The sequence below is a fragment of the Croceicoccus estronivorus genome (assembly GCF_001625325.1).
Taxonomy (GTDB): Bacteria; Pseudomonadota; Alphaproteobacteria; order Sphingomonadales; family Sphingomonadaceae; genus Caenibius; species Caenibius estronivorus.
In genome coordinates this window covers 41761-63451 of the sequence record NZ_JRQQ01000007.1, presented here as the reverse complement: position 1 = coordinate 63451, position 21691 = coordinate 41761, and the positions used below count along the sequence as shown (strand labels likewise).

The following is a 21691-nucleotide window of genomic DNA, read 5'->3' as shown; positions in this document are numbered from 1 at the left end:
ATGAAACGTTCTCAACAAAGGGGTTTAGACAGTGCGAAGTTCAAGATTGGCCGGAGTCGCCGCAGCAGCGCTCGCGATCAGCCTGTCACCGGTTATAGCAACGCCAGTGATGGCCCAGTCGGCCGCCGAGCGGACCTATGACATTCCGGCCGGCTCCCTTGGGTCAGCGCTCAACCGGCTGGGACGGAATGCAGGGGTGGCAATTTCCTATGACGGCGCTTTGGTCCGGGGCAAAAAGACCGCACGGCTAAGCGGCACCTACACGATCGAGGAGGCGCTCAATCGCCTTCTGAGCGGAACCGGCCTTGAGGCCCGGCCGGACGGGGCTGGTGGATTTGTGGTTCGTAAGGCGGCTCCAGTCGCCCGCCGGCGTGATCAGGCGGGCCGAACACTGGCTTTCAACGACCGTCCGCAGGCTGCGGCGCGCATCCCGCAGGAGATCGTGGTGATCGGTCTGACAGCACCCTATGCCCGAAGCGGGCTTTTCGGCGAGCAAAAGGTGCAGGACACGCCATTTTCGATGACCTCCTACACCGAGGAATCAATGGACACCCTGCAGGCACGCACCGTGACCGATCTGATTGCGGTGGATCCTTCGGCCCGCAGTAACCTGTCCGCCAGCAGCGAGAGCGAGCAATATGTGCTGCGCGGATTTCCGCTGTTTGCCTCGGAAGTCGCTTTCGACGGATTGTATGGCATGCTGCCATTGCGAAGGATCCCGGTTGAGCCCTACGCCAAGGTGGAGATCTTTCGCGGGCCGAACGCACTAATCAACGGCGTCGCGCCGTACGGCAATATCGGCGGTATGATCAACCTCGTCCCCAAGCGCGCGCAGCCTCAGCGAACGCTGGACGCAACGGCCGTCTATATGTCCGACGGACAATGGGGTGGTAATGTCGATCTGGGGGCGCGGCTCGGTAGCGAACAACAGATAGGCATCCGTTTGAATGCAGCACATTATGCAGGCGATTTGCCGCTCGACTATACCAATCGCCGTGCGGACGTAGCGAGCCTGGCACTCGACTACCGGACCGGCGCTTTGCAGCTCACCGCCGACCTGCTCTATTCGTCCGAGACGATCAAAGGACAGGATCATCACCTGACCGCCGCAGGGGGCTTCGACATTCCCGATGCACCGGATTCAACCCTCAATTATGGCCAGCCGTGGACGCGGACAAAGAACCATACGGCAAGCGCCGTTCTGGGCGCCAGCTATGAAATTTTGCCCAAGACCACTCTGTCTGCGCGCTACGGTTATCTCGCATTCCGCGAGACCTATCGCTATACGCTGGGAACACTCACTTCATCGGATGGCGATTTCACATCCCGCTTCAGCCTGTTCGGAAGCGAGTCCAGGAATCAGACCGGTGAGATCGCGCTGCGATCTTCGTTCGATACCGGCCCACTCACCCACAACTTCGTCGCCGCAGCGACCAGCCTTTATATCAAGGGGTTCGGTAATCTTCCTTTTCAGGTACTCGCATCGATAGCGAACAACATCTATGATCCGGTCTATATCGACAGACCCGATGCCATGTTCACCGACGCGGTGGCTGCACAGTTCGACGATATGCGCCATTCGACTGACCGCAAGCTGCGCGGCCTTGCTATTGCCGATACAATTTCCGCGCTTGATGATCGCGTCCGCCTGACCCTCGGCGTCCGCCGCCAGAATGTAAAAATGGCGAACTTCGACCGCGTCACTGGCGCTCAACTGACCGATTACGACGAGTCGAAGACGACTTTTGCCGCCGGACTAGTAGTGAAACCGACGGCGAACTGGTCTCTTTACGGCAGCTTCTCGCAGGGCCTGACACCCGGTCTCTTCGCACCGGCTGGTGCAGACAATAGCGGGACCGTTTTCGCGCCGTTCGTCAGCACACAATATGAGATCGGCTCAAAGGTCGAACTTGGATGGGTGGACGCCAGCCTGGCTTTCTTCCGGATCAATCAGCCATTCGGATATGTGAAGCCATCAACGAATATGTATGTCGTCGACGGCGATATCATCAACAAGGGCATTGAGTTTACGCTGTCAGGCAAGCCCGTGGATGAACTCACTCTGCTCGGCGGGGTCTTGTATTCCGCAGCTAAGCAGACGGGCACCGTAGATGGTTTGACCGACGGCAACCGCCCGATCGGTATGCCCGAATGGCAGTTCAACCTCTTCGGAGAATATGAGCCGGCCCTACTGCCCGGCTTCGCGGTGAATGCCACGTACATCCACACTGGCAAACAGTTCTACGATGCGGAAAACCTGCGGCCCATTGACAGCTGGGGACGACTTGACCTCGGCATGCGTTACCGGTTCGACGTTGCCAGCAGCCAATATACGCTGCGTGCCAACGTCACGAATGTGACGGACAATTCCTACTGGCAATCGGCATCGCGCGGCTTCCTCACACGAGGCAGCCCCCGCACGGCGATGCTTTCGCTCGCAATGAGCTTCTGAAACGGCCTCGGGTGACGTAGTGGAAGTACCTGAATGGATTGACCGGTTTGCGTGGTCTGGGCATGCGCCTCACCTACTCCGCAAACATCGCGGGGCAGTTGCTTTGAAACTACCCCGCAACGCGATCAGGCCGAGCAATTTTGGCGTGTCGACGCTTGAAGCGAACCGGTCAATTCCGACCCGCGTTGTTCATACCTCCAGCGCCCCCAGCCCGACCATTTCCGCAACCGAGGCATCCCGTTCGGCCGCTCGTCGGGCAAGCTTAAGGGTACGCCGCGCATATCTTAAATGGTCCCCATAGGCATAAGGCCTGTCGAGCGCGGCGCGAGCATGATCCACCTCGTCCGGTGTCGGTGAAAAGACCGCGTTGAGCGCGGCGATGTCCTGGCCGATGAAGGTTGAGCGCCCATCGAACCCGCAGGGATTAGGCGCCGTGACCGGCAGTGTGATCCCCTCGATCGCGCAGCGCCCCGCAGCCCGGGCCGCCACCACCACGCGCGTGCCCACCAGATGCAGCCCCGACACGGCGTCGGCCGACGGCAAGCGCAAGTCAGCCGCGAGGTCTCCGGCCCCGATGACCAGAGCGGTGACGTCCTCCACAAGCGCGATCTCCTCGCAATTCGAGAGGCCGCGAGCGGTCTCGATCATCGCCCAAAGCCGAAGCGGCCGCGCGCCTCCCCCCAGCCTTGCACGTATTGGGGCGAGATCTTCCACGGTGGAAACCTTAGGCACCATAATGTCGCGGATCAGAGTAGATGCCAGCATCTCCAGATCGAGAGCCCGCTCTTCCGGGTCGCTCGCATTGATCCGCACGATCAATTCCAGCGCCGCGAATCCGCCCAGGTTGGCTGCCTCGCTCACAATCGCACGCGCCGATGGCTTCTCCCCCGGCGGCACATTATCCTCGAGGTCCAGGCACACCACATCAGCCAAGGATTGTCTGCCCTGCTCCACCATCGTCCTGTGTTGCCCCGGAACATAGACGAGCGATCGCCGCAGCGGCGGCAAGGTCTCGATCACGATGCCACCGGGGGGACGACCTTGCCGGGATTGAGCAGGCCCTCCGGGTCGAGGGCCGATTTCAGGGTGCGCATCAGTGCCAGTTCCTCCGGAGTGCGAGTATAAGGAAGTGCGGCCAGGCGATGGAGGCCCACACCATGTTCGGCCGAGATCGAGCCACGCAATGCCCCCGTCTCACGAAACACCACATGATCCGCAACGGACGCATCGCCTGCACGGCCATGTCCCGGCGCAATCACGAAATGGAGATTGCCGTCTCCCGCGTGACCGAAGGTGAACAACCGTGCCCGGGGCAATTCCTCCGCCACCCCTCGGGCCACGCGTTCCGCAAGCTCGCCCATCAAGTCGATCGGCACGCTGACATCGTAGGCGAATATCGGCCCCAGCCTTCCCAGCGGCGACATATCGTCGCGAGTGGCCCAGATATCATCGCAGTCGCGACTAGACCGAGCCAGAACACCGTCAACGACAAGGCCATCCGCCATCAGACGCTCCAGAATCGTTTCGACCTCACCCAGCATCGCATCCCCGCCGTCTATCTCGACCAGCGCATAGAAGGGATAGCCAGCTGCCAGCGGCGCGCGATGATTCCAGTCAGGGGAATGAGCGACCAGATCGTACACCTCCCGCCAGGACAATTCGAAGCTGGTCAGCCTCCCGCCAGTTTCCGCGGAAAGCCTGCGCAGGAGCGCAAGCGCCGAGGTAAAGTCGGAGCACGCGAGCAGCGCGGTCGCGGGTGGCGCGGAACGTTGCTGCAACTTGAAAATCGCTCGCGTGACAATACCCAGGGTGCCTTCGCTGCCGATCATCAGGTGTTTCCAGTCGTAGCCGGCGTTATCCTTCAAGAGCTTGCGCAGGCCGTCGATGACGGTGCCATCCGCCAACACCGCCTCGATTCCCAGAACATTGTCGCGAGTCACACCCCACCTGATCGCACGCAATCCTCCGGCATTGGTGGATACCACTCCACCGACAGTCGCACTGCCGCGCGCACCGATGTCCACGGGGAGCACCAGCCCTTGGCTTTCGACTGCTTCCTGCAAGGTCTGGAGTCCCACCCCGGCCTCCGCCGTGACCGTCATCGCGGCGCAGTCGATCTCTTCAATGCGGTTCATTCGTTCGAGCGACAGCAGCACGGATGGGGTCGGCGTTTCGGTTCCGCCGACCGTGCCAGTGCGTCCGCCGACCGGGACCACTGGCCACCGGAAGCGCGCTGCCAGCTTTAGCACTTCGACCACTTCGGCGGTGTTTGCGGGCTTGGCCAGCAGCGAGACTGGCCCGGATCCACCATGCAGTCTTTCGCCATGAACGACCGGCCCCAGATCGACACCACCGGAAGCCTCCGCGACATATCGTTCGCCGAGAAGTTCGCTCAATGCCTCGCGGATCTTCATTGTCTGCCTCGTCCATGTTCAGAAGGTCGGCTACGGCCGGACAGGGCAGCGGCCAATGCCAGGCCAGAACCCAGGGCAATCGCCACGAAAGCCGCATTGATGGATGCGTGGGCGACCACGAATTGCAGCAGCAACGGCCCGACAAACAGCCCGGCGAAACTACTGGACTTTATCAGCCCGGTAGTGCGCGCTCGCAATTCAGGCCGAAACCGTTCGGCACTGTCGGCATAGATGTGGGCCACTATCAGCCCACCGCCTACGCCGCTGACCAGTTGTCCCATCGCTACGATCCAGCCCACATCCGCCACCGCAACCAATAGAGCACCCAGCCCACAACAGGGCAATGCGAAGAGATAGACGCCCGGTCGTGACAACCGCGAGGCAACCAGGGCATAGGAAAAGGAACTGAGCGCGGATGTTGCCACCGCCAGCGTGCCGATCAGCCCGATCATCATGGCGGACGCAATGCCGACCGCCACCAGCTTGAACGGCACGAAGGCAGGCCCGCTGTAAATGACAGCACCGATGAGAAAGGACAGGGCCCCAACAAGCGCCGCTTGCCGCAACTCTTCACCGGTCAGCGGAATGGATCGGCCGGAGGTCTTCCCCAGATTGAATGACAGTTCACGGCGTGCGCAGATCGCCAGCGCGAGATGAAAAAGAGCGAGCAAGCCCAGTAAGGGAGCCAGCCGCCAGTCGATGTCCCCCAGTATTCCCGCCACCGGTAGCAGCACCAGCAGAGCGAAGGCGGAGCCCCCCATATGCAGCCCCAGCAAGCGGTCGCGCGTCGTACCCGGATAGAGAGTGGCCGCCAGCGCCAGCAGGGTAGTGACGCCGATCGCGACGCCGATGCCCTGCACGAAGCGTGCAGCAACCAGCAATTCGAGCGTCGGCGCAAGACTGGAAACTATCGATGCCCCGGCAAAGGCCGTGAACGACACAATCAGGACAGTGCCGCAGCGGAAGCGCCGTCCTATCACCTCCGACAACGGAGCCGCTAGCATGATCGAGAGACCGACGATCGCGACGATCATCTTGACCAGATAGCTGCCCGTTTCCGCGCCTGGTGTGCCAAGTTCTGCTTCGATATGCGGCAGGACCGGAGTAAGGCCCGTCATCGACAGGCCGGTCAACATGCCTGAAGTCACGATCAGGATATCCACGGAGCGCCTGGGACGGCCGGCAGCGGGGGCCTGGCAAGATCGGCCAACCATCACGGGCGTAACTCGGCCTGCCCGTTGTGGAAATGCACCGATGCGCCCGGCTGTTCGAGCGAAAGCAGCGCATCAAGCGTGGCCCGGTCGTCGAACCGCGCCCAGGCCCGGGCCCCGGCAGCCGTGCGCGCAGCCAGGAACGCCTCCTGAGGACGATTCGCACGGTCATGCATGACCGAAAATGCCTCGATGCAGGCACTCCCTTCCGGTGCGGTATCGATCGGGCAGATTTCCTCCGCCTGTCGTGCAAAAGGCTGGTCGAGCTGACGATAGGCCTGCTCGGGCGGGGCTGCGGAATAGACGGCGGCGCAAAAACGGCTCGCCAGGCCCCCGTTTGCGCTCGTCACTGCCCAGCCACCCGCCGTTTCGCGCAAGCGATCGACCACATTGGCAATCATGTGCAAGGCATAGCTGTTCCACGGCCCGCCCGCGAAGCGCATCCCACCGGTGAGAGTAAGCGCGGCATCGAACGGCAAGCCCAGTGCTTCCGCCTGGATTTCGACGGCGGAGGGGAAGCATGCGTAGAGATCCGCCAGCGGCGCTTCAGCCAGCGGGCACCCCAGGTGTGCCTCGATCGCCCTGCCCGCCCGCGCCAAGGCCGGGGCCCCCGCGAGCGAAGAACGATGCGAAACGAAGCCGTTGGTCGCCTGCGCCGTGACAAGCGGATAGACGCGACGGTCGCGAGGAATCCCGGCCGCGTCCGCCGCCGCATTTGAACAGATCACCAACGCAGCCGCCTGATCGACGAACTGATCGGAATTCATCAGCTTGGTATAGGGGTAGCCGACGAAGCGGCTGCTCTCGCTCGCAGGAAACAGTTCCTCAGCGCCGCGAATTCGCCGATCTACCGCATGGGGATTGGCAGCCGCAGCTTCGGAAAACCGCGACCACAACCGCGCGACATCCCGCATATGCGCCGACAGCGATTGCCCCTTTTCCCATGCGCGCGCCACTTCCAGCAGCGGATAGACCTGTATCGGCATCGTCAATCCGAGGGTGGTTTCCGGTCCGTTCGAGATCCATTCGCCGATGTCGTCCCCGATCATTCGCCATGGCGGCCCGGGCTCGTCGCAAACAGGCGAAGGCGGTTCGGGCATCCTCAGGGCCGAGCCCATCTCCATACCGCCGACGATGGCAACTTCGCAATCCCCCCGAGTGATAGCCGCAGCCACGTCGGCGACCAACACCTGACCCATGTGGCCGCCGAAATCCGCCATCATCGTCCGTGCGCGATCCAGCCCGCGCCGACGGGCGAGAGTGGCGGCGGCGTTACGGTAGGCAACGGTGCCGGTGCGGACGAGCGCCACGAGGTCAGCCCGTTCCAGCAGGGGTGCGCCCCTGCAGTCGGCTACGGCACGGTCAAGCGCGAGATCGAGCAAGTCCATCGGCTCATGCACGCCGGAGAGCCCATGGCCGACCTGGCCGGCCCCGACAATGACAGGCGTTCGCGGATCGATCACGGGCGCGGCTCGAACGGAGGAATGCGGGCGTCGGCCAGCGACTGATCGTTCATGGGAACATAGACTTTCTGCTTGCGGTCGAAGAGATAGAGCGGCCCGTCCGCGGCGGTCGGATCGTAGCCCTGCTTCTTGAGGTCCACGGTACGAACCTTGTAGGTCTGGGTGAGCTTCCCGATCGCCCCGATGCGGATGAAGAGAGGCATGGCCGCCGGGCGAAGCCGTCCTGCCATTTCGCTGCCCAGCCGTTCGATGTCGGGCATGCCGCCATCGGCAGGCTCGACCAGCGCCATGCCCGCGCGTCCTTCCGCGCCCGGCACCTCGACACCATAGACCACGGCATTGCACACACCGGAACAGGCACGGATCGCCTCGGCCACTTCCTGGGTTGAAATGTTCTCGCCGTTCCAACGGTAGCTTTCGCCCATGCGATCCACGAAGAAATGGTTTCCGGCCCGGTCGCGGCGGAACAGATCGCCGGTGCGGTACCAAGTCCGCCCGTCATTTCCCTCCGCCACCAGCCGCCCGGCAGTCGCACGTTCCGAGGAGTAACCTTCGAAAACGTGGTTCGCGTCCACTTGCCCGATCAGTTCGCCGACTTCATCCGCCGCGCAATCACAGAAGTTGCCGTCGGGTCCGGCCAGGATGTCTTCCGTCCCTTCGCGCAGCCGCACGATCCGGTGCGCATTCGATCCGGGCAGCGGGCGCCCGACCGACCCCACGATCCCGTCGAGGTTGATAAGGCTGCATACGCCCTCGGACGAACCATAGCATTCGAAGATATCTGTCACGCCAAACCGGTCGTTGAACACACGCCAGACATCGGCCTGCATCCCAGCCCCGATCATCGCCCTCAGGCCATGGTCGCGGTCATCGGGCGCAGGCCCGAGTGCCGCGACATAGCGGGCGATTTCCCCCAAGTACTGCAAGGCCGTGACATCGTATTCGCGAATGTCCTGCCAGAACCGGCTGGCACTGAACCGGTCCCGCAAGAGGAAGCTGGCGCCGACGGACATGGCCGCCCCCATCGCGCTGAGCGCGGCGATATGGAACATCGGAAGCACGACGTAGATCCGGTCCTCCGCCCCAAGCCCCAGGATCGATGCCTCGCTGACGGCCGAGGCGATATAACGTGCATGGCCGAGGCGCGCAGCCTTGGGCAAGCCGGTCGTGCCCGATGTGAACACGCTGAACAGAGTAGAATCCGGCGCGATTGTGGCCCGTTCACGAGGATCGGGGGGAGTGTCCACGCATCCCTCGATCCACAAGGACAGTGATCGGAATGTGGCCGTATCCCCCTTTGCGCCCACGACCACGGTAGGCAGATCGATACCCTCCGCCGCCATCCGCTCTTGCCCCGCTTCGTTCACGAAGATCATCCTGGGCGGAACAGCAGCGAGCGCATGGACCAGCGCCGCCCCCCGCAAGTCCGGGTCGATCAGAGAAAAGGCGACGCCGATCTTGGCCAGTCCGATCATGATCGCCAGCGAATGGACCGAATTGCCGAGCATGACGGTGACTGTGTCGCCCGCATGCAGCCCTTCCCCATCCGGTCCCCGGGTCTGGCCAGCGTGTGCGATCCGGTTGGCCAGCCGGTCGAGATCGCCATAGGTCCATGTCCCTCCGTTCCAGAGCGCGACGGTGGCTTCGCAATACCGTGCTGCGAGCGCTTCGAACCAATCCGCCAAGTTGAGCGGGCTAGCCTGCATGCGCTCCGCAATCCGGGCCACGAGGTGCGCGCGCCGGCCATCGGTCTCTTCCGCCTGTGAGGATGTCACTGTCATCAAGCCTTGCCCGGATCAGAATTCGGCACGCAGCTCGAAACCATAAGTCCGGCTCTGATCATAGAAGACCGGCTGCTTGGTAACAGTTGGTGCGAACGTGTAGGCATCCTTGTCGAACAGGTTCTGGACATAGAACGAAGCATTCAGGCGCATTTCGCCAACGGCGATGTCGGCCAGCCCCGCACGGGCATCCACCAGCCAGTACGGGCGCTGCTTGGTTCCGGCCTCGGTTATCGGATCGTTTGCCGGCAACAGGGTGAGGTAGGTCGTCGAGCGGTAGCGGGCATCGGCAGAAACGAACGGCCTGCCGGCATCGCCGAGATCGGCGAATTCGTAGCGCCCAGCCAGCCGCGCGGTGAACTTCGGCGAATAGAGCGGCCGCGCACTGCCCGCGACGTCGACCCCGCTGAGTACGTATTGCCGATAGTCGAAATGCTGATAGCCAAGGCTGGCGGAGAGGTTGAGGCCATCGACCGGCGCGGTTTCCAGTTCCAGTTCACCGCCGTAGATCGCCGCCTTTCCGGCATTGGTGAAGATCTGGCGGCCGTTCAGGAACTGCTGGATCTGCAGCCCGCGATAATCCGAATAAAACGCGGCCACATTCAGGCGTACCCGCCTGTCGAACATCTCTGTCTTCACGCCCAGTTCGTAGCTCGTCAGCTTTTCGGGGCCGTAGGGTTCGGCTCCCGCTATGCCGCCGGCAACGTAACCGGTGGAAACCTTGGCATAGCCCTTCGTATCGGGATTGAATTCGTAGGCCGCGATCACCGAATAGTCGAGCCTGCGGAAGGTCTTCCCGTAACGGCCGATGCCAAGCCCGCCACCAGCCGCGGCCCCGCCGATCCGTTCCACATTGGTCATGCGCTTGTCGATCGTATAGCGCAGCCCCAGCGTCAGATCGAACTTCGGCGTCACATGGTAGGTGAACTGACCATAGGCCGCGTAAGCCTTGTTCGTGGCTTCGTTTTCATTGACACCGCTGCCGAACAGGGGGTCCAACACCGTGGGAGTCACAACCCCGTCGGCTACCGGCTGGAAGATGCCGAGAATGTTGGTCTCCTCACCGTGTTCGTAGAAATAGAACAGCCCCATGGTCAGGTCGAAGGCATCCTTGCTGATGAGCGCCTGGAATTCCTGGCTGAACTGGTACTGCTTCGATTCACGCGCCGTCAGCAGGGCGAACAGGGAATCTTCGGGGCCCGGCTGGGCGGCCGGATCGGTGATCCCTGCGACGTTCCCTGCCAGCAGCGCATTCAACTGCGCCAGAGTGAAGCGGTTGCCACCGGTGGCGGCAAGATCGTAGATGCTCAACCCCTGGTTCAATCGGCGATAGGCCGAAATGCTCTTGAGCGTCAGATCGCCCAGATCGACGCCAACGGTGAAGCTGTGCCCTTCCACAGTCAGCGGTTGGACACTGGTCGCGTTGGCAACCGCTTTCAGGCGCTTTCCGGGAGAATAATTGTCCGTCCCGCCGGTCAGGCCCTGGAACGACGCGATGCCGGCGGCGATCGATCCGCCCGCGTCCGAGTAATAACCGGCGGTCTGCGCCGGACGGCCCACGGTGCGGGAATCCGTATAGTCGAAGCGGTAATCCAGCGTCACATTGTCCGCCGGTTCCGCGCGAACCGCGACCTGGACCGCATCGACGTTCTTGGCGCCAAGACGGTCCGCATAGCGTAGCACGCCCGCACCCGGTTCGCGAAGATCGAGATCGATGGTTCGTCCGCCGATCAGGTTGCGAGTATCCCCCGCACTCTCGTCGTGAAGATATGAAATCCGCGCACTGAAAATCCCCAGTGCCGGAAGGTCGACCGAAAGGCGCCCCCGGAAGCTGTCATAGTTGCCCACTGAACCGAGAGCCCTGACACCGAATTCCCCCGAAGGAGCCGGTGTCACAATGCTGATCGCGCCGCCAGTGGCGTTCCTGCCGAACAACGTACCCTGCGGCCCACGCAGCGTTTCCACGCGCTCGATATCCGCAAGGTCGAAGATCGCCCCGACCGAGCGGCCGATATAGACGCCATCGAGATAGATGCCGATCTTCGGATCTACGGCGCTGCTCGAAACGCCCGACTGGATGCCGCGAATGGAAATGGTGGGGATCGAACTGATGCCCTGCGCAGTCACCAGAACATTGGGCGACATCCCCGAAAGATTGCGCACGTCAGTGATACGCGCATTGTCCAGCGCATCGCTGCCAAATGCCGTGATGGCGAGGGGAACGTCTTGCAGGTTCTCCGTCTTGCGTTGCGCGGTGACGACGATTTCTCCCACACCGCCAGCGGCCCCACCCTCTGGCGGCACCGCCTGTGCCCATGCGGGGCTTGCGCACGAAACGAGCAAAAGGGCCAGCAGCCTGCGATGATAGGTCATGAATCCTCCCGGGGGCAGGCGCTCTGCTGGCGCCCATCGCCTGATCTGTGAATGCGCGATTGCGCCTTGGTCGGCACGGTGCCTGGACGGCTCGTGATGCGGCAAAACTTGCCAAGCGGGCCAATCTTCGTCAAATTCATTCAATGTGCAATTTTGATGAGTTTTAAGAATGGCAGATCTGCGCAAGATCGCCCACATGCTGACGTTGGCCGAAGCGGGCAGCTTCGCGGTCGCGGCCCGCAAGCTCGGCCTCACTCAATCGGCCTTGTCACGCAGCATCCAGGTGCTGGAAAGCGAATACGGCTTCCGGATCTTCGAACGCGGACGTGGCCCCGTGATTCCGACCGCAGCCGGCAAGGCCCTCATTCCGGATGCTGCGCGTCTCCATCAGGATGCCATCGCACTGGACCGGCAGGCTGCCGGGATCGGCAAGGGCGAGGTCGGGTCCACCTCGTTCGGGATGGGGCCGCTGGCGGCACTCTCGATCCTGCCCAAACTCCTCAGTCTCATGCTGAAGGAGCGCCCCGGCATCCGCGTGCATCCGGTGGTGGATTCCAGCCCCGAAATGGTTCGGCAGACGCTCGCGGACGAGATTGAATTCTGCTGCGTGGCCGACGTCATGGTACCGGAAAACGATCGCGTGGACAGCCTGCCGATCGCACGTCTGCCGCTGGCTCTGCTCGTGCGTGCAGATCATCCACTGCTCGAGGGCAAGGGGCAACCCGACGACTATCCTCTGGTCGGAAGCTCATCCACGCACACAAGCACACCCTATGAACCGGTCGTGCGATGTGACAACAACAGCGTGCTGAAATCGCTGGTGATGACCAGCGATGCCATGTGGCTTACCGCTACCGCGGCTGCGCAGGCAGAAATCGCAGCAGGTCTGATACGAGTCTTGCCCCATCGCTTCGATTCCCCCGAACAGGAAATCCGTATCGTTCTGGTGCGGCATTACGGACGGACGCTCTCCCCTGCGGCGAACTATCTCGAACAGGCGGTCCGCAGGCTGGCGTCCGAGCTTTGAAGGGAGTGTCGGATCAGGAGCGCACTTCGCATCGACCCGAACGGTCCAAGGTGCGACCAATCATGCTTTCGTTAAGTCGATCTCGGGAATCCGCGCATCCGGCATTTGCGCCTCTATTGCGTGCCATCATGTCGTTTGACAGCGTCCCATGATGTCGACGGAAAGGGGAGTTCCACCGCATCAGCCCAAGAGTTGTCTCGCTACAGAGCTTCAGTGGTCGCAGCGAAAGCTTTTGAGAAGGCGGATGGCTTCCTCCTCGACGGCGAGTGCGGCGGGCGACAACTGCCGCCCGCGAACACGCATAACGGCAATTTCCAAGTCTCGGATGGGATAGTCAATCACGTTCAGAATGCAGAGGCTATTATCGGCCAACTCTTTCGCTATGAACAATGGCGATGTGCACCAGTAGCAGTCGCTGGATGTGATGACGTCCCGCAATATGTGATAATTCTCGCATGCGAAACGGCCGGCGTTCGCTCCGCTCGGTTCATATGTCTGCCCGGCTGCGGGCCAGGCTTTGAGTTCGGAAGCGAGTATGGTCTCGCGCCCCACCAGCGGATGGTCAGCGCGTACGACGATGGCCAATTGCAGGCGAACGAGAGCACGAACGTCGAAATCAATCAGAACATCGGGACGATGTGGGCTCGCGAGCAGCAGGTCCAGTTCGTCTTCGGCCAGCAGTGCCGCGTTCGGTTTGATTACGGTCCGCAGCTTAAGGCTTGGTCGTGTCGTGAGAATGTGCCTTCCGAGAGGAGGCAGGATGAGGCTCGCAACCAGCGCGCCCAGGCCGAGTATCACTTCCCCGGCATCGCCCGCAGAATGCGCGCCGAGGCCTGCTTCCATTTCTCGTGTGGCTGACAGGATTTCGTGTGCCTGGGCCACGACCGTTCGGCCCACGGCCGTGGGCACGGTGCCACTGCGCCCCCGTTCGAACAGCCGCACACCGTAGCGCTCCTCGAAGCTGGAAATGCTCCGGCTCAGCGCGGGTTGTGTGATGTGTAACTCCTTGGCGGCGCGCGAAAAGCTCGCGGTGCGAGCCACGGTCACGATGTGTCGGAAACGGGTCAGATCCATCCATAAAACCAATCTATATATATCAAGCGTAATATGCATTGGACTATATTCGTGGGCAAGAGCATTCTCCCCTGCGAGAATACTGGGGCGTCCATGGATAGGGGAACCTGAACGAACGGGGGGGGCTACCCGAACGTCGTCGTCGACGCCCCCGCGATTTGGGGGACATCACAGAATGGGTAGGGAGCGGGAACTTGCCTGAGCGATACTTGGACGATGGCTATCCATCAGTGGATGCGTTGCTGGCCGGCGCGGTCAGGCGGACGAAACTTTCGGACTTCAGCGGCGATGATTTTGTCGAGGGTCTGGAGGTACTGCTGGACAGCCTTGCGCGCGACGTGCCTTATGAGGCCGCAGACCGAGCGAAGGCGATCGAGCTCATCCGCCGCCGGTTAGACAACCGGCTGAGGATCGAAGCCTGGTTCAAGGCCAATCCAGAGGTGGAGAGCGCACCGATCGAGGCGCCCGTCTCGATCGTCGGCCTGCCGCGTACCGGCACCTCCGCACTCGGCAACGTGATGTCGCGCGATCCGCAGTTCCGCTGCCTCAGGCCCTGGGAGCAGATGCAACCCTGCCCGCCGCCGCGGATCGAGGAGGAAGCGACCGACCCCCGCCGCATCGCCTACACTGCCTTCGTCGACCGCCTGCTGCGCGAGGAGCCCGAGCAGGCGGCGATGCACCTGTGGGATCCTGAAGCGACGATGGAGGATACCGAGGTGCTCGGCCTTCAGTTCCGCGCGCAACAGATGACCATGCCGGTCTTCTCCTATCACGCCTGGTGGCGTGGCCAGGACATGCGCAGGACATTCACCTACCATGCCCGGGTCGCCCGCCTGCTCCAGTCGAGCCGCCCACCCAACCGCTGGCTGTTCAAGGCGCCGCACCACAAGTTCCACCTCGATCACATGCTGGATGCCTATCCCGATATTCGCTTCATCTTCACCCATCGCGATCCGGGGAAATCTGTGCCCTCCTATGCGAGCTTCGTCTCCTCGCTCTACCCGGCCGGCGTGGTCGCCAGCATCGGCAAAGCGAGGATAGGGCGCGAGGTGCACAAACATCTGCTGTCCGGCATGCACGCCGCGATGGCGGCGCGTGCAAAGCTTGGCCCCGAGCGCTTCTTCGACGTGCATCACGCGGAGTTCGTGGCCGATCCGATGGGGGTGCTCGAACGGATCTACGCATGGCTCGGCCTGCCCCTCAGCGACGACACGAGCGCGAAGTTCGAGCGCTGGCACGCAGAGAACGCGTCCGGTGCCCATGGGGCCCACCGCTATGCAGCCGAGGATTACGGCCTCTCCGCCGACGCCATCCGCGCGGATTATGCTGACTATATTCGCGCCTTCGACATTGAGACGCCCAAGGCAAGGATAGGCGCATGACCGACACGCCGCTGACGCTGCCTGAGTGGGACGCGATGCTGGACAGCATCCGTCCAGTCGGCAACCAGCTCATTAACCGCTGGGGCCGCACAGCGCCGTCGGTCGACGATCGCCGTGATCTGTTCCGCCTCGCACTGTCCGGTGTCGCGAACGGCTATCTCTCCCACATCGCACTAGATCCGCGCCACCCGACATGGACGCCGTGCTGGAACATCGCGATGAACATGGGCGGACCGTGCCCCGACTACACCTACCGCACGACGGATGTAGACCCACAGGGCAGCTACCGCATCTCGGGCTTCCGCGGCACCAACCGCTTTGTCGAAGTCGGCCAGCACAGCTACGAGTTGCTCGGCCACGAGGGGCCCAGCTCGGTCGCTCCGCTGCAGCACAGCCTCGATGATCTGACGCTGGGCGAGGCCGGCGCCTATAGCGTGATCCTTAGCCCCGAACGGCCGGCCGGCTACACCGGCGACTGGTGGCGGCTTGCGCCGACCACCGTCCGCCTGCTCCTGCGGCAATGCTCGGTCGACTGGATCGGCGAAGTCGATGCCCGCATTGCAATCGAGCGGCTCGACGACGCGCCGCCGACCACCGCCGCTGAAATCGACCGCCGCATCGGCAATCTCGGCCGCTGGGCCGAGGGGATGGTGCGCTTCGATATCGATCTCGCGCGCTGGTATCGCGAGCATCACGGGATCAACGTGCTCACCCGCTCGAAGAAGATCGAGAGCATCGGCGGTATGCCCAACCAAGTCTATTATGATGGCGCCTACGAGATTGAAGACGACGAGGCGCTGGTGATCGAGACGGCACTGCCACGCACCTGCCTATATTGGTCGCTGCTGGTGGCGGACGACCGGTTCAGCACGATCGACTGGGCCAACCGCCAGTCGAGCCTGAACGAAGCGCAGGCGCGGCTCGACAACGACGGCAAACTCCGCGTGGTGATCTCGAAGCAGGATCCCGGCGTCCAGAACTGGATGGACAAGGCCGACAACCCGTGGGGCATCATACAGATGCGGTGGAAGGTGCCTAGCGACGCGCCCGATCCGGTAGTGACGCGATGCAAGGTCGCGGATGTCCGCCAGTACCTCCCCTCCGGCACCCCCGCCTATTCAGCCGAGGAACGTGCCGAGGCAATCCGCAAGCGCCGCATTGGATACCAGATGCGCACCCATTGGTAGCACGAGACATGATCCGGACGAAATGAACGAAATTTAATAATAATATTGAAATTAATAATTTAATTGTTGGGAATCAATCCGCAATTAAATTCCCTATCACACAAATAATATTTAAGGAGAGGGGAATGCATTATTTTCTGGGTCGCAATCGATATTGCGCACTCTCAGCACTCATGGCCGCCTGTGCGTCGCCGGCTTTCGCGCAAACGGCTGAGAGCGGCGGGTCGGTCGAGGACGTCGGCGTATCCGAGATCGTCGTCACCGCCCAGCGCCGCGAGGAAAGTCAGTTGGCGACGCCGATCTCGGTAGTAGCGCTCTCGCAGGCGCAACTGGCCAACAAGAGCGTCTTCGACATCACCGATCTCCCGCGCGCGGTGCCCAATCTCCAGGTCGGTCCGCACCCCAACAGCGCCAACACGGCGCGCGTCTTCATCCGTGGCATCGGCAACAGCGATGACCAGTTCACGCAGGATCCCAGCGTGGCGATCTACGTCGACGGTGTCTATGTCGCGCGTACGCAAGGCATGGTGAACGAGTTAGCCGAGATCGAGCGGATCGAGGTGCTCAGGGGGCCTCAGGGAACCCTTTACGGTCGCAACGCAACTGGCGGTGCGATCAATTACATTACCCGCGCTCCTGAACTCGGCGCTTTCCATGCCCGCCAGGATCTGCTGGTCGGCAATTATGATCAGTTCCGTTCGCGCACGACGGTCAATGTCCCGCTCGGGGAGACACTCGCGGTGCAGGGAGGCATCCTCTATTCGCGCAAGGACGGCTTCATCCGCAATCCCGGGACCGGATCGGATCGCTTTGGCGACCAGCGGCACGACGCCTATCGCGGCGCGGTACGGTGGCAGCCTACCGCGGATATCGACATCGTCTACACTTATGATCGCTCGCACACGCGTGATACGCCGCCCTATCTCGCCGTGGTCCCGCTATATCCGGCGAAGCCCGACAGGCCGGGGACGGCCGCTGTGGGCGTCACCGGCCTCACGCCCAATCGCACGACGTCACAGGGCCATAGCCTGACGGCCAGCTGGGATATCTTGCCGACGGTGCAGCTCAAGTCGATCACCGCCTATCGGAAACTGTCCAGCGCGTTCCGTCAATTCTATTTTCCCGGAACGCTTGCGCCATCGCCCCTGCTCACTCAGGCTGCAAACCAGCGCCAGCACCAATTTTCGGAAGAGCTGCAAATCATCGGCAGCACAGCCGATGGCAGCCTTGAGTTCGTCCTTGGCGGCTATTATTTCGACGAGGACGGGCGAAGCGCTGAGGAGACCAGTTCAATCTTCGCCGCGACTGAGAACCGCGCCGTCACTATCGGGAACACGGCCTATGCCGCCTACGGTCAGGCGACTTATCGGCCCGGTTTCGCCTCCGGCGTCTATGTGACAGGCGGGCTGCGCTGGTCGAAGGACGAACGCCGCGCAAGCCTCACCCGCGCGCTTGCGGCGACAGGCGGCGGCACGCCGCCCCCACCGACCTTCGCTGCCGGGGACGTCAGCTTCAGCAATGTGAGTCCCACGGTCATCCTTGGCTATTCGCCGAACGACGATCTCAACGTCTATGCCAAATATGCCAAGGGTTATAAGTCGGGAGGCTTCAACATCCGCGCGAGCACCACGACGCGGTTCGCCGACGGTTTCGGCCCCGAAGCCGTCGACAGCTATGAGATCGGGCTGAAGACTGCTCTGTTCGACAGGCGCGTGCGCTTCAACCTCGCCGCGTTTCGATACGACTACAAGGACATCCAGATCAACGTCATCACCGACCCGGCCAATCCGACGATTACCGATACATTCAACGCCGGTGGCGCGCGGATCAAGGGAATCGAGGCGGATGTCACCGCACGGCCGATCCGGTCGATGCTACTCGGGCTGAACTATGCCTATCTCGATGCGAAATATACGCGCATCCTGGACGGCGTCGGCAACGACGTGACCAACCGCTACCAGTTCCAGAATGCACCCAAGCACAGCTTCAGCGCCAATTTGACGCAGAGCTTTCCCGAGACGCCGATCGGTCGCCCCGAAATCTATGTGAACTACAGCTGGCAGAGTAAGCGCTTCGCCAATACCGGAGATGCGGCTCTGGTCTTCAAGAGCCTCGACCTGCTCGATGCGCGGATCAGCCTCACGGATATTCCGCTCGGTGGCGGTCGCTGGACTCTAGCGGCGTTCGGCAAGAACCTTCTCGACGAGGATTATTACGTGCATCATTTCCGTGCAGTTCTGCCCGGCGCAATCTTCGGCGAGCCGAGGACATACGGCCTCCAGCTCACCTTCGAATATTGATCGTGGTACGGCTGGCCATCATTGCAGTGGCATTCGGCCTGCTGCTCGTGTCGGTGGAAAAGCCCGCAGGAGCGGCTCCACCGACACCCGCGACCACATGCGAGGACCGTATCCAGATCTCCGACGCGATCAACGGCCTCGCCAACGCGACCGACCGACGCGACTGGGAGGCGGCCGAGGCGCTGCTCGCCCCGGAGGTCGATCTCGGCTATCGCATGGTCGACAGTCCGGCGGCACCGATCCGCCAACGGCTGACGCCCGCCCAGTTCGTTGAGGCCAGCCGGGCAGTCCTGCCAGGCTATCTCCACACCCAGCATTTGATCGGCAATTTGGTAGTGCAGGTCATCGGTGACCATGCCATGGCGAACAGTCAGGTCTGGATGACTCATTATCTCCCGAATGATCAGGGTGAACCATACTGGAACGTCGCGGCGCTCTACCGGCACGAACTCGAGCGCACGCCCGCCGGGTGGAAGATCGCCGCCATGCATGTCGAGATCCTCTATCAAACGGGCAATACCCACCTGTCCGCGCTTGCCGCCGCGCGGGTCAAGGCGGGCGATGTCATGACGACGCCATGAGCAACGCGCGGCAAAGGTGAAGCGAGATGACGACTCCTGCCCCTAGCGATGGAAAGCCCGCCGGACCGGTCTCGGGACGCGGCGCGGCGCTCCTGTTCGCGGTCGTACTGGCTCTCCTCGCCCTGCCCATTCTGGCAGGCGGTGCCTGGCTCGTGCTGATCGGAGGCCAGCCACATTACCTCCTGCTGGGCACCCTGCTCGCGATAACGGCGGGACTGTTATGGCGCCGCAGCCGTTGGGCCGCGGTGATTTATGCCGGGCTATTGCTGGAGACCTGGCTGTGGGCGCTCGCAGACGCAGGCGCTGATTTCTGGATCCTGCTCTCGCGGCTGGGAATGCTGCTCGTGCTCGGCTGCGGGTTCCTGCTGCCTGCGGTGCGGCGCGGGTTGACCACCGGGCCGAAGCTGCGTAGCGGCGCAACAATCGCTCCTGTTGCCGCCGTGCTGCTCTTGGGCGGGACGGCTCTTGCCGGAATGCTAGCCGATGATGGCATCGCGCCGACACCCGCCGCAAGCTTGCCTGTTCCGGTCGCTGTGGCCGAAGCGGACTGGGCTCATTATGGCGGCGACGAGGGCGGATCGCGTTATTCCGGGCTCGCTCAGATCGATACCACCAATGTCTCTGGGCTCGAGGTCGCCTGGATCTACCACACTGGCGATTATCCTCCGCCTGGGGGGCAGCGGCCGCGCCGACTGGAGGTTACGCCGCTCAAGGTCGGCGACCTGCTCTATATCTGCACCAGCGCGAGCAGAGTGATCGCGCTCGATGCAGAGACCGGGCGCAGGCGCTGGCAATATGATCCGCAGGTCGACTTGTCGGCAGTGGATATGTCGCTCGCTTGCCGTGGGCTCACCTATCATGCGGAAGCGGGCCTGCCAGCTGAGCAAGCCTGCGCCACGCGGATCTTCACCGCGACGGTCGACGCGCGGCTGATTGCGATCGATGCTCACACCGGGCAGCCCTGCCGCGATTTCGGCACAGACGGCGCCGTCGATCTGACCAAAGGGCTTGGTCCGGTGATCGCTGGATACTGGGCGGTCAGTTCGCCCCCGGTGGTCGTCAGCGGAAAGGTGATCGTAGGCGGCCGCGTGAGCGACGGGCAATTCGTCGGCGAGCCGGGTGGGCCAATCCGCGCTTATGATGCGCGAACCGGCGCGTTCGCGTGGGCATTCGATCCGGGAAATCCGACCGACCACGGCTTCCCGCCTCCTGGCAAATATTTCGTGCGGGGAACGCCCAATTCCTGGGCGCCGATGAGCGTCGATCCAAAACTTGGGCTGGTCTTCGTGCCCACGGGCAATGCGACACCGGATTATTGGGGCGGACATCGCACCCCGCTCGACGATCGCTATTCCAGCGCAATAATCGCGCTCGATGCGGAGACCGGCGCAGAACGCTGGACCTTCCAGACCACGCATCACGATCTATGGGATGCCGATGTCGCGTCGCAGCCGACGCTGCTAGACGTGGTACGCGGCGGGCGGACGATCCCCGCGCTGTTGCAACCGACCAAGCGGGGGCAGTTGTTCCTGCTCGACCGCCGCACTGGCGAGCCGGTTGCCGATGTTCGCGAGCGGCCAGTTCCGCAAACATCCGTGGCCGGCGAGCGGCCTGCGCCGACCCAGCCATTCTCGGTGGGCTTGCCTGCGCTCGATGGCCTGCCACTGCGCGAAAGCGACATGTGGGGACTGACGCCATTCGATGCGCTCTGGTGTCGCATCCGTTACCGGCAGGCGCACTGGGAAGGGACGCTCACCTTGCCCTCGGAACAGACCTATATCCAGATGCCGGGTGGACTTGGCGGAATGAACTGGGGTGGTGCGACTGTCGATCCGGCGCGCGGTACGGCCTATGTGCCCTGGGTCAGATTGCCGATGCTGAACCGCCTGGTTCGGCGTGAGGCGGCTGATCATATGGGCCTGAAGCCACTGGGGCCAGGCGGATCCGTGGGCGGTGCGGTAGCGCAGGCCGGGACACCTTACGCTGCAGTCGCAGCGCCGTTCGCCTCCCCGCTGGGTGTGCCGTGCCTGGCGCCGCCTTACGGGCTGATGTCTGCGATAGATATCGGCAGCGGGCAAATGCTGTGGACGCGTCGGCTAGGTCTGGCGAGCGGCAGCCGCATCGCCGGGGTGCCGGTGGCGTTGCCAGTGTCGATGGGCACACCGCTGTCAGGAGGGGTGCTGGCGACGCGTGGCGGGCTGCTGTTCGTCGGTGCAACCGGTGATACCCGGTTTCGCGCTATCGACGCCCGCAGCGGGCGGACGCTGTGGTCCGCGCCGCTCCCGGCTGCGGGTAACGCCACGCCGATGACCTATCTCGCGCCGCGCTCTCATCGTCAGATCGTGGTGGTCGCCGCTGGTGGCCATCCCATGCTGCAGACCCGGCCGGGCGACGCTATCGTGGCCTTCGCGCTGCGGCGATAGCGATTGCTCTTGGGGTCGCCATC

At 62.8% G+C, this 21691-nt stretch carries 14 protein-coding genes; 7 read left to right on the top strand and 7 right to left on the bottom strand.

Annotated features, from left to right (window positions below):
* Nucleotides 1-31: 31 nt before the first annotated feature.
* The gene (locus MB02_RS11695; protein ID WP_156495505.1) at nucleotides 32-2452 is read left to right on the top strand and encodes a TonB-dependent receptor; all 2421 of its coding nucleotides are present in this window, start codon (nucleotides 32-34) and stop codon (nucleotides 2450-2452) included.
* Nucleotides 2453-2641: 189 nt separating this feature from the next.
* Here the strand turns inward: MB02_RS11695 and MB02_RS11690 are convergent, their stop codons facing one another.
* Genes MB02_RS11690 through MB02_RS11665 form a run of 6 tightly spaced genes read right to left on the bottom strand, consistent with a single transcriptional unit; the run spans nucleotide 2642 to nucleotide 11694 of the window.
* Entirely contained in the window at nucleotides 2642-3472 is an 831-nt protein-coding gene (locus tag MB02_RS11690) for an HpcH/HpaI aldolase/citrate lyase family protein (protein ID WP_067537510.1), read from the bottom strand.
* The gene (locus MB02_RS11685; RefSeq protein ID WP_067537507.1) at nucleotides 3469-4866 is read right to left on the bottom strand and encodes an FAD-binding oxidoreductase; all 1398 of its coding nucleotides are present in this window, start codon (nucleotides 4864-4866) and stop codon (nucleotides 3469-3471) included. The genes MB02_RS11690 and MB02_RS11685 overlap by 4 nt, the downstream gene beginning before the upstream one ends.
* Complete coding sequence (locus MB02_RS11680) at nucleotides 4863-6029, bottom strand: MFS transporter (RefSeq protein ID WP_170304718.1); 1167 nt, start codon at nucleotides 6027-6029, stop codon at nucleotides 4863-4865. The genes MB02_RS11685 and MB02_RS11680 overlap by 4 nt, the downstream gene beginning before the upstream one ends.
* A gap of 50 nt (nucleotides 6030-6079) precedes the next feature.
* Nucleotides 6080-7540 carry a hypothetical protein gene (locus MB02_RS11675; protein ID WP_067537501.1) on the bottom strand — a complete coding sequence of 487 codons (1461 nt, stop codon included), beginning with the start codon at nucleotides 7538-7540 and terminating at the stop codon, nucleotides 6080-6082.
* On the bottom strand, nucleotides 7537-9321 hold the full coding sequence (locus MB02_RS11670; protein ID WP_156495503.1) for an AMP-binding protein: 1785 nt from the start codon (nucleotides 9319-9321) through the stop codon (nucleotides 7537-7539). Before MB02_RS11670 ends, MB02_RS11675 begins: the two co-directional genes overlap by 4 nt.
* A gap of 15 nt (nucleotides 9322-9336) precedes the next feature.
* Complete coding sequence (locus tag MB02_RS11665) at nucleotides 9337-11694, bottom strand: TonB-dependent receptor (protein ID WP_067537991.1); 2358 nt, start codon at nucleotides 11692-11694, stop codon at nucleotides 9337-9339.
* Nucleotides 11695-11863: 169 nt separating this feature from the next.
* On the opposite strand from MB02_RS11665, the gene MB02_RS11660 reads away from it, so the two are divergent.
* Nucleotides 11864-12721 (top strand): LysR family transcriptional regulator, encoded by an 858-nt coding sequence (locus MB02_RS11660; protein WP_067537495.1) that lies wholly within the window; start codon nucleotides 11864-11866, stop codon nucleotides 12719-12721.
* Nucleotides 12722-12931: 210 nt separating this feature from the next.
* Here the strand turns inward: MB02_RS11660 and MB02_RS11655 are convergent, their stop codons facing one another.
* A complete protein-coding gene (locus MB02_RS11655; RefSeq protein WP_067537493.1) occupies nucleotides 12932-13795 on the bottom strand; it encodes a LysR family transcriptional regulator in 864 nt (287 codons plus the stop codon).
* Between the two features lie 209 nt (nucleotides 13796-14004).
* On the opposite strand from MB02_RS11655, the gene MB02_RS11650 reads away from it, so the two are divergent.
* The 5 genes from MB02_RS11650 to MB02_RS11630 all read left to right on the top strand — a co-directional run bounded on the left by MB02_RS11650 (nucleotide 14005) and on the right by MB02_RS11630 (nucleotide 21668).
* The gene (locus MB02_RS11650; protein ID WP_082826144.1) at nucleotides 14005-15177 is read left to right on the top strand and encodes a sulfotransferase family protein; all 1173 of its coding nucleotides are present in this window, start codon (nucleotides 14005-14007) and stop codon (nucleotides 15175-15177) included.
* A complete protein-coding gene (locus MB02_RS11645) occupies nucleotides 15174-16364 on the top strand; it encodes a DUF1214 domain-containing protein (protein WP_067537490.1) in 1191 nt (396 codons plus the stop codon). The genes MB02_RS11650 and MB02_RS11645 overlap by 4 nt, the downstream gene beginning before the upstream one ends.
* Nucleotides 16365-16489: 125 nt before the next feature.
* A complete protein-coding gene (locus MB02_RS11640; protein ID WP_067537488.1) occupies nucleotides 16490-18664 on the top strand; it encodes a TonB-dependent receptor in 2175 nt (724 codons plus the stop codon).
* 2 nt (nucleotides 18665-18666) lie between these two features.
* The gene (locus MB02_RS11635; protein WP_067537485.1) at nucleotides 18667-19245 is read left to right on the top strand and encodes a nuclear transport factor 2 family protein; all 579 of its coding nucleotides are present in this window, start codon (nucleotides 18667-18669) and stop codon (nucleotides 19243-19245) included.
* A 26-nt stretch (nucleotides 19246-19271) separates the two neighbouring features.
* Nucleotides 19272-21668: a membrane-bound PQQ-dependent dehydrogenase, glucose/quinate/shikimate family gene (locus MB02_RS11630; RefSeq protein ID WP_082826142.1), complete on the top strand. Its 2397-nt coding sequence runs from the start codon at nucleotides 19272-19274 to the stop codon at nucleotides 21666-21668.
* Nucleotides 21669-21691 lie beyond the last annotated feature (23 nt).

Bases quoted from the DNA above. Each gene is read 5' to 3' on its own strand.
- MB02_RS11685 (WP_067537507.1), bottom strand. From the start codon at position 4,866: ATGAAGATCCGCGAGGCATTGAGCGAACTTCTCGGCGAACGATATGTC.
- MB02_RS11670 (WP_156495503.1), bottom strand. From the start codon at position 9,321: ATGACAGTGACATCCTCACAGGCGGAAGAGACCGATGGCCGGCGCGCG.
- MB02_RS11665 (WP_067537991.1), bottom strand. From the start codon at position 11,694: ATGACCTATCATCGCAGGCTGCTGGCCCTTTTGCTCGTTTCGTGCGCA.
- MB02_RS11660 (WP_067537495.1), top strand. From the start codon at position 11,864: ATGGCAGATCTGCGCAAGATCGCCCACATGCTGACGTTGGCCGAAGCG.
- MB02_RS11655 (WP_067537493.1), bottom strand. From the start codon at position 13,795: ATGGATCTGACCCGTTTCCGACACATCGTGACCGTGGCTCGCACCGCG.
- MB02_RS11645 (WP_067537490.1), top strand. From the start codon at position 15,174: ATGACCGACACGCCGCTGACGCTGCCTGAGTGGGACGCGATGCTGGAC.
- MB02_RS11640 (WP_067537488.1), top strand. From the start codon at position 16,490: ATGCATTATTTTCTGGGTCGCAATCGATATTGCGCACTCTCAGCACTC.
- MB02_RS11630 (WP_082826142.1), top strand. From the start codon at position 19,272: ATGACGACTCCTGCCCCTAGCGATGGAAAGCCCGCCGGACCGGTCTCG.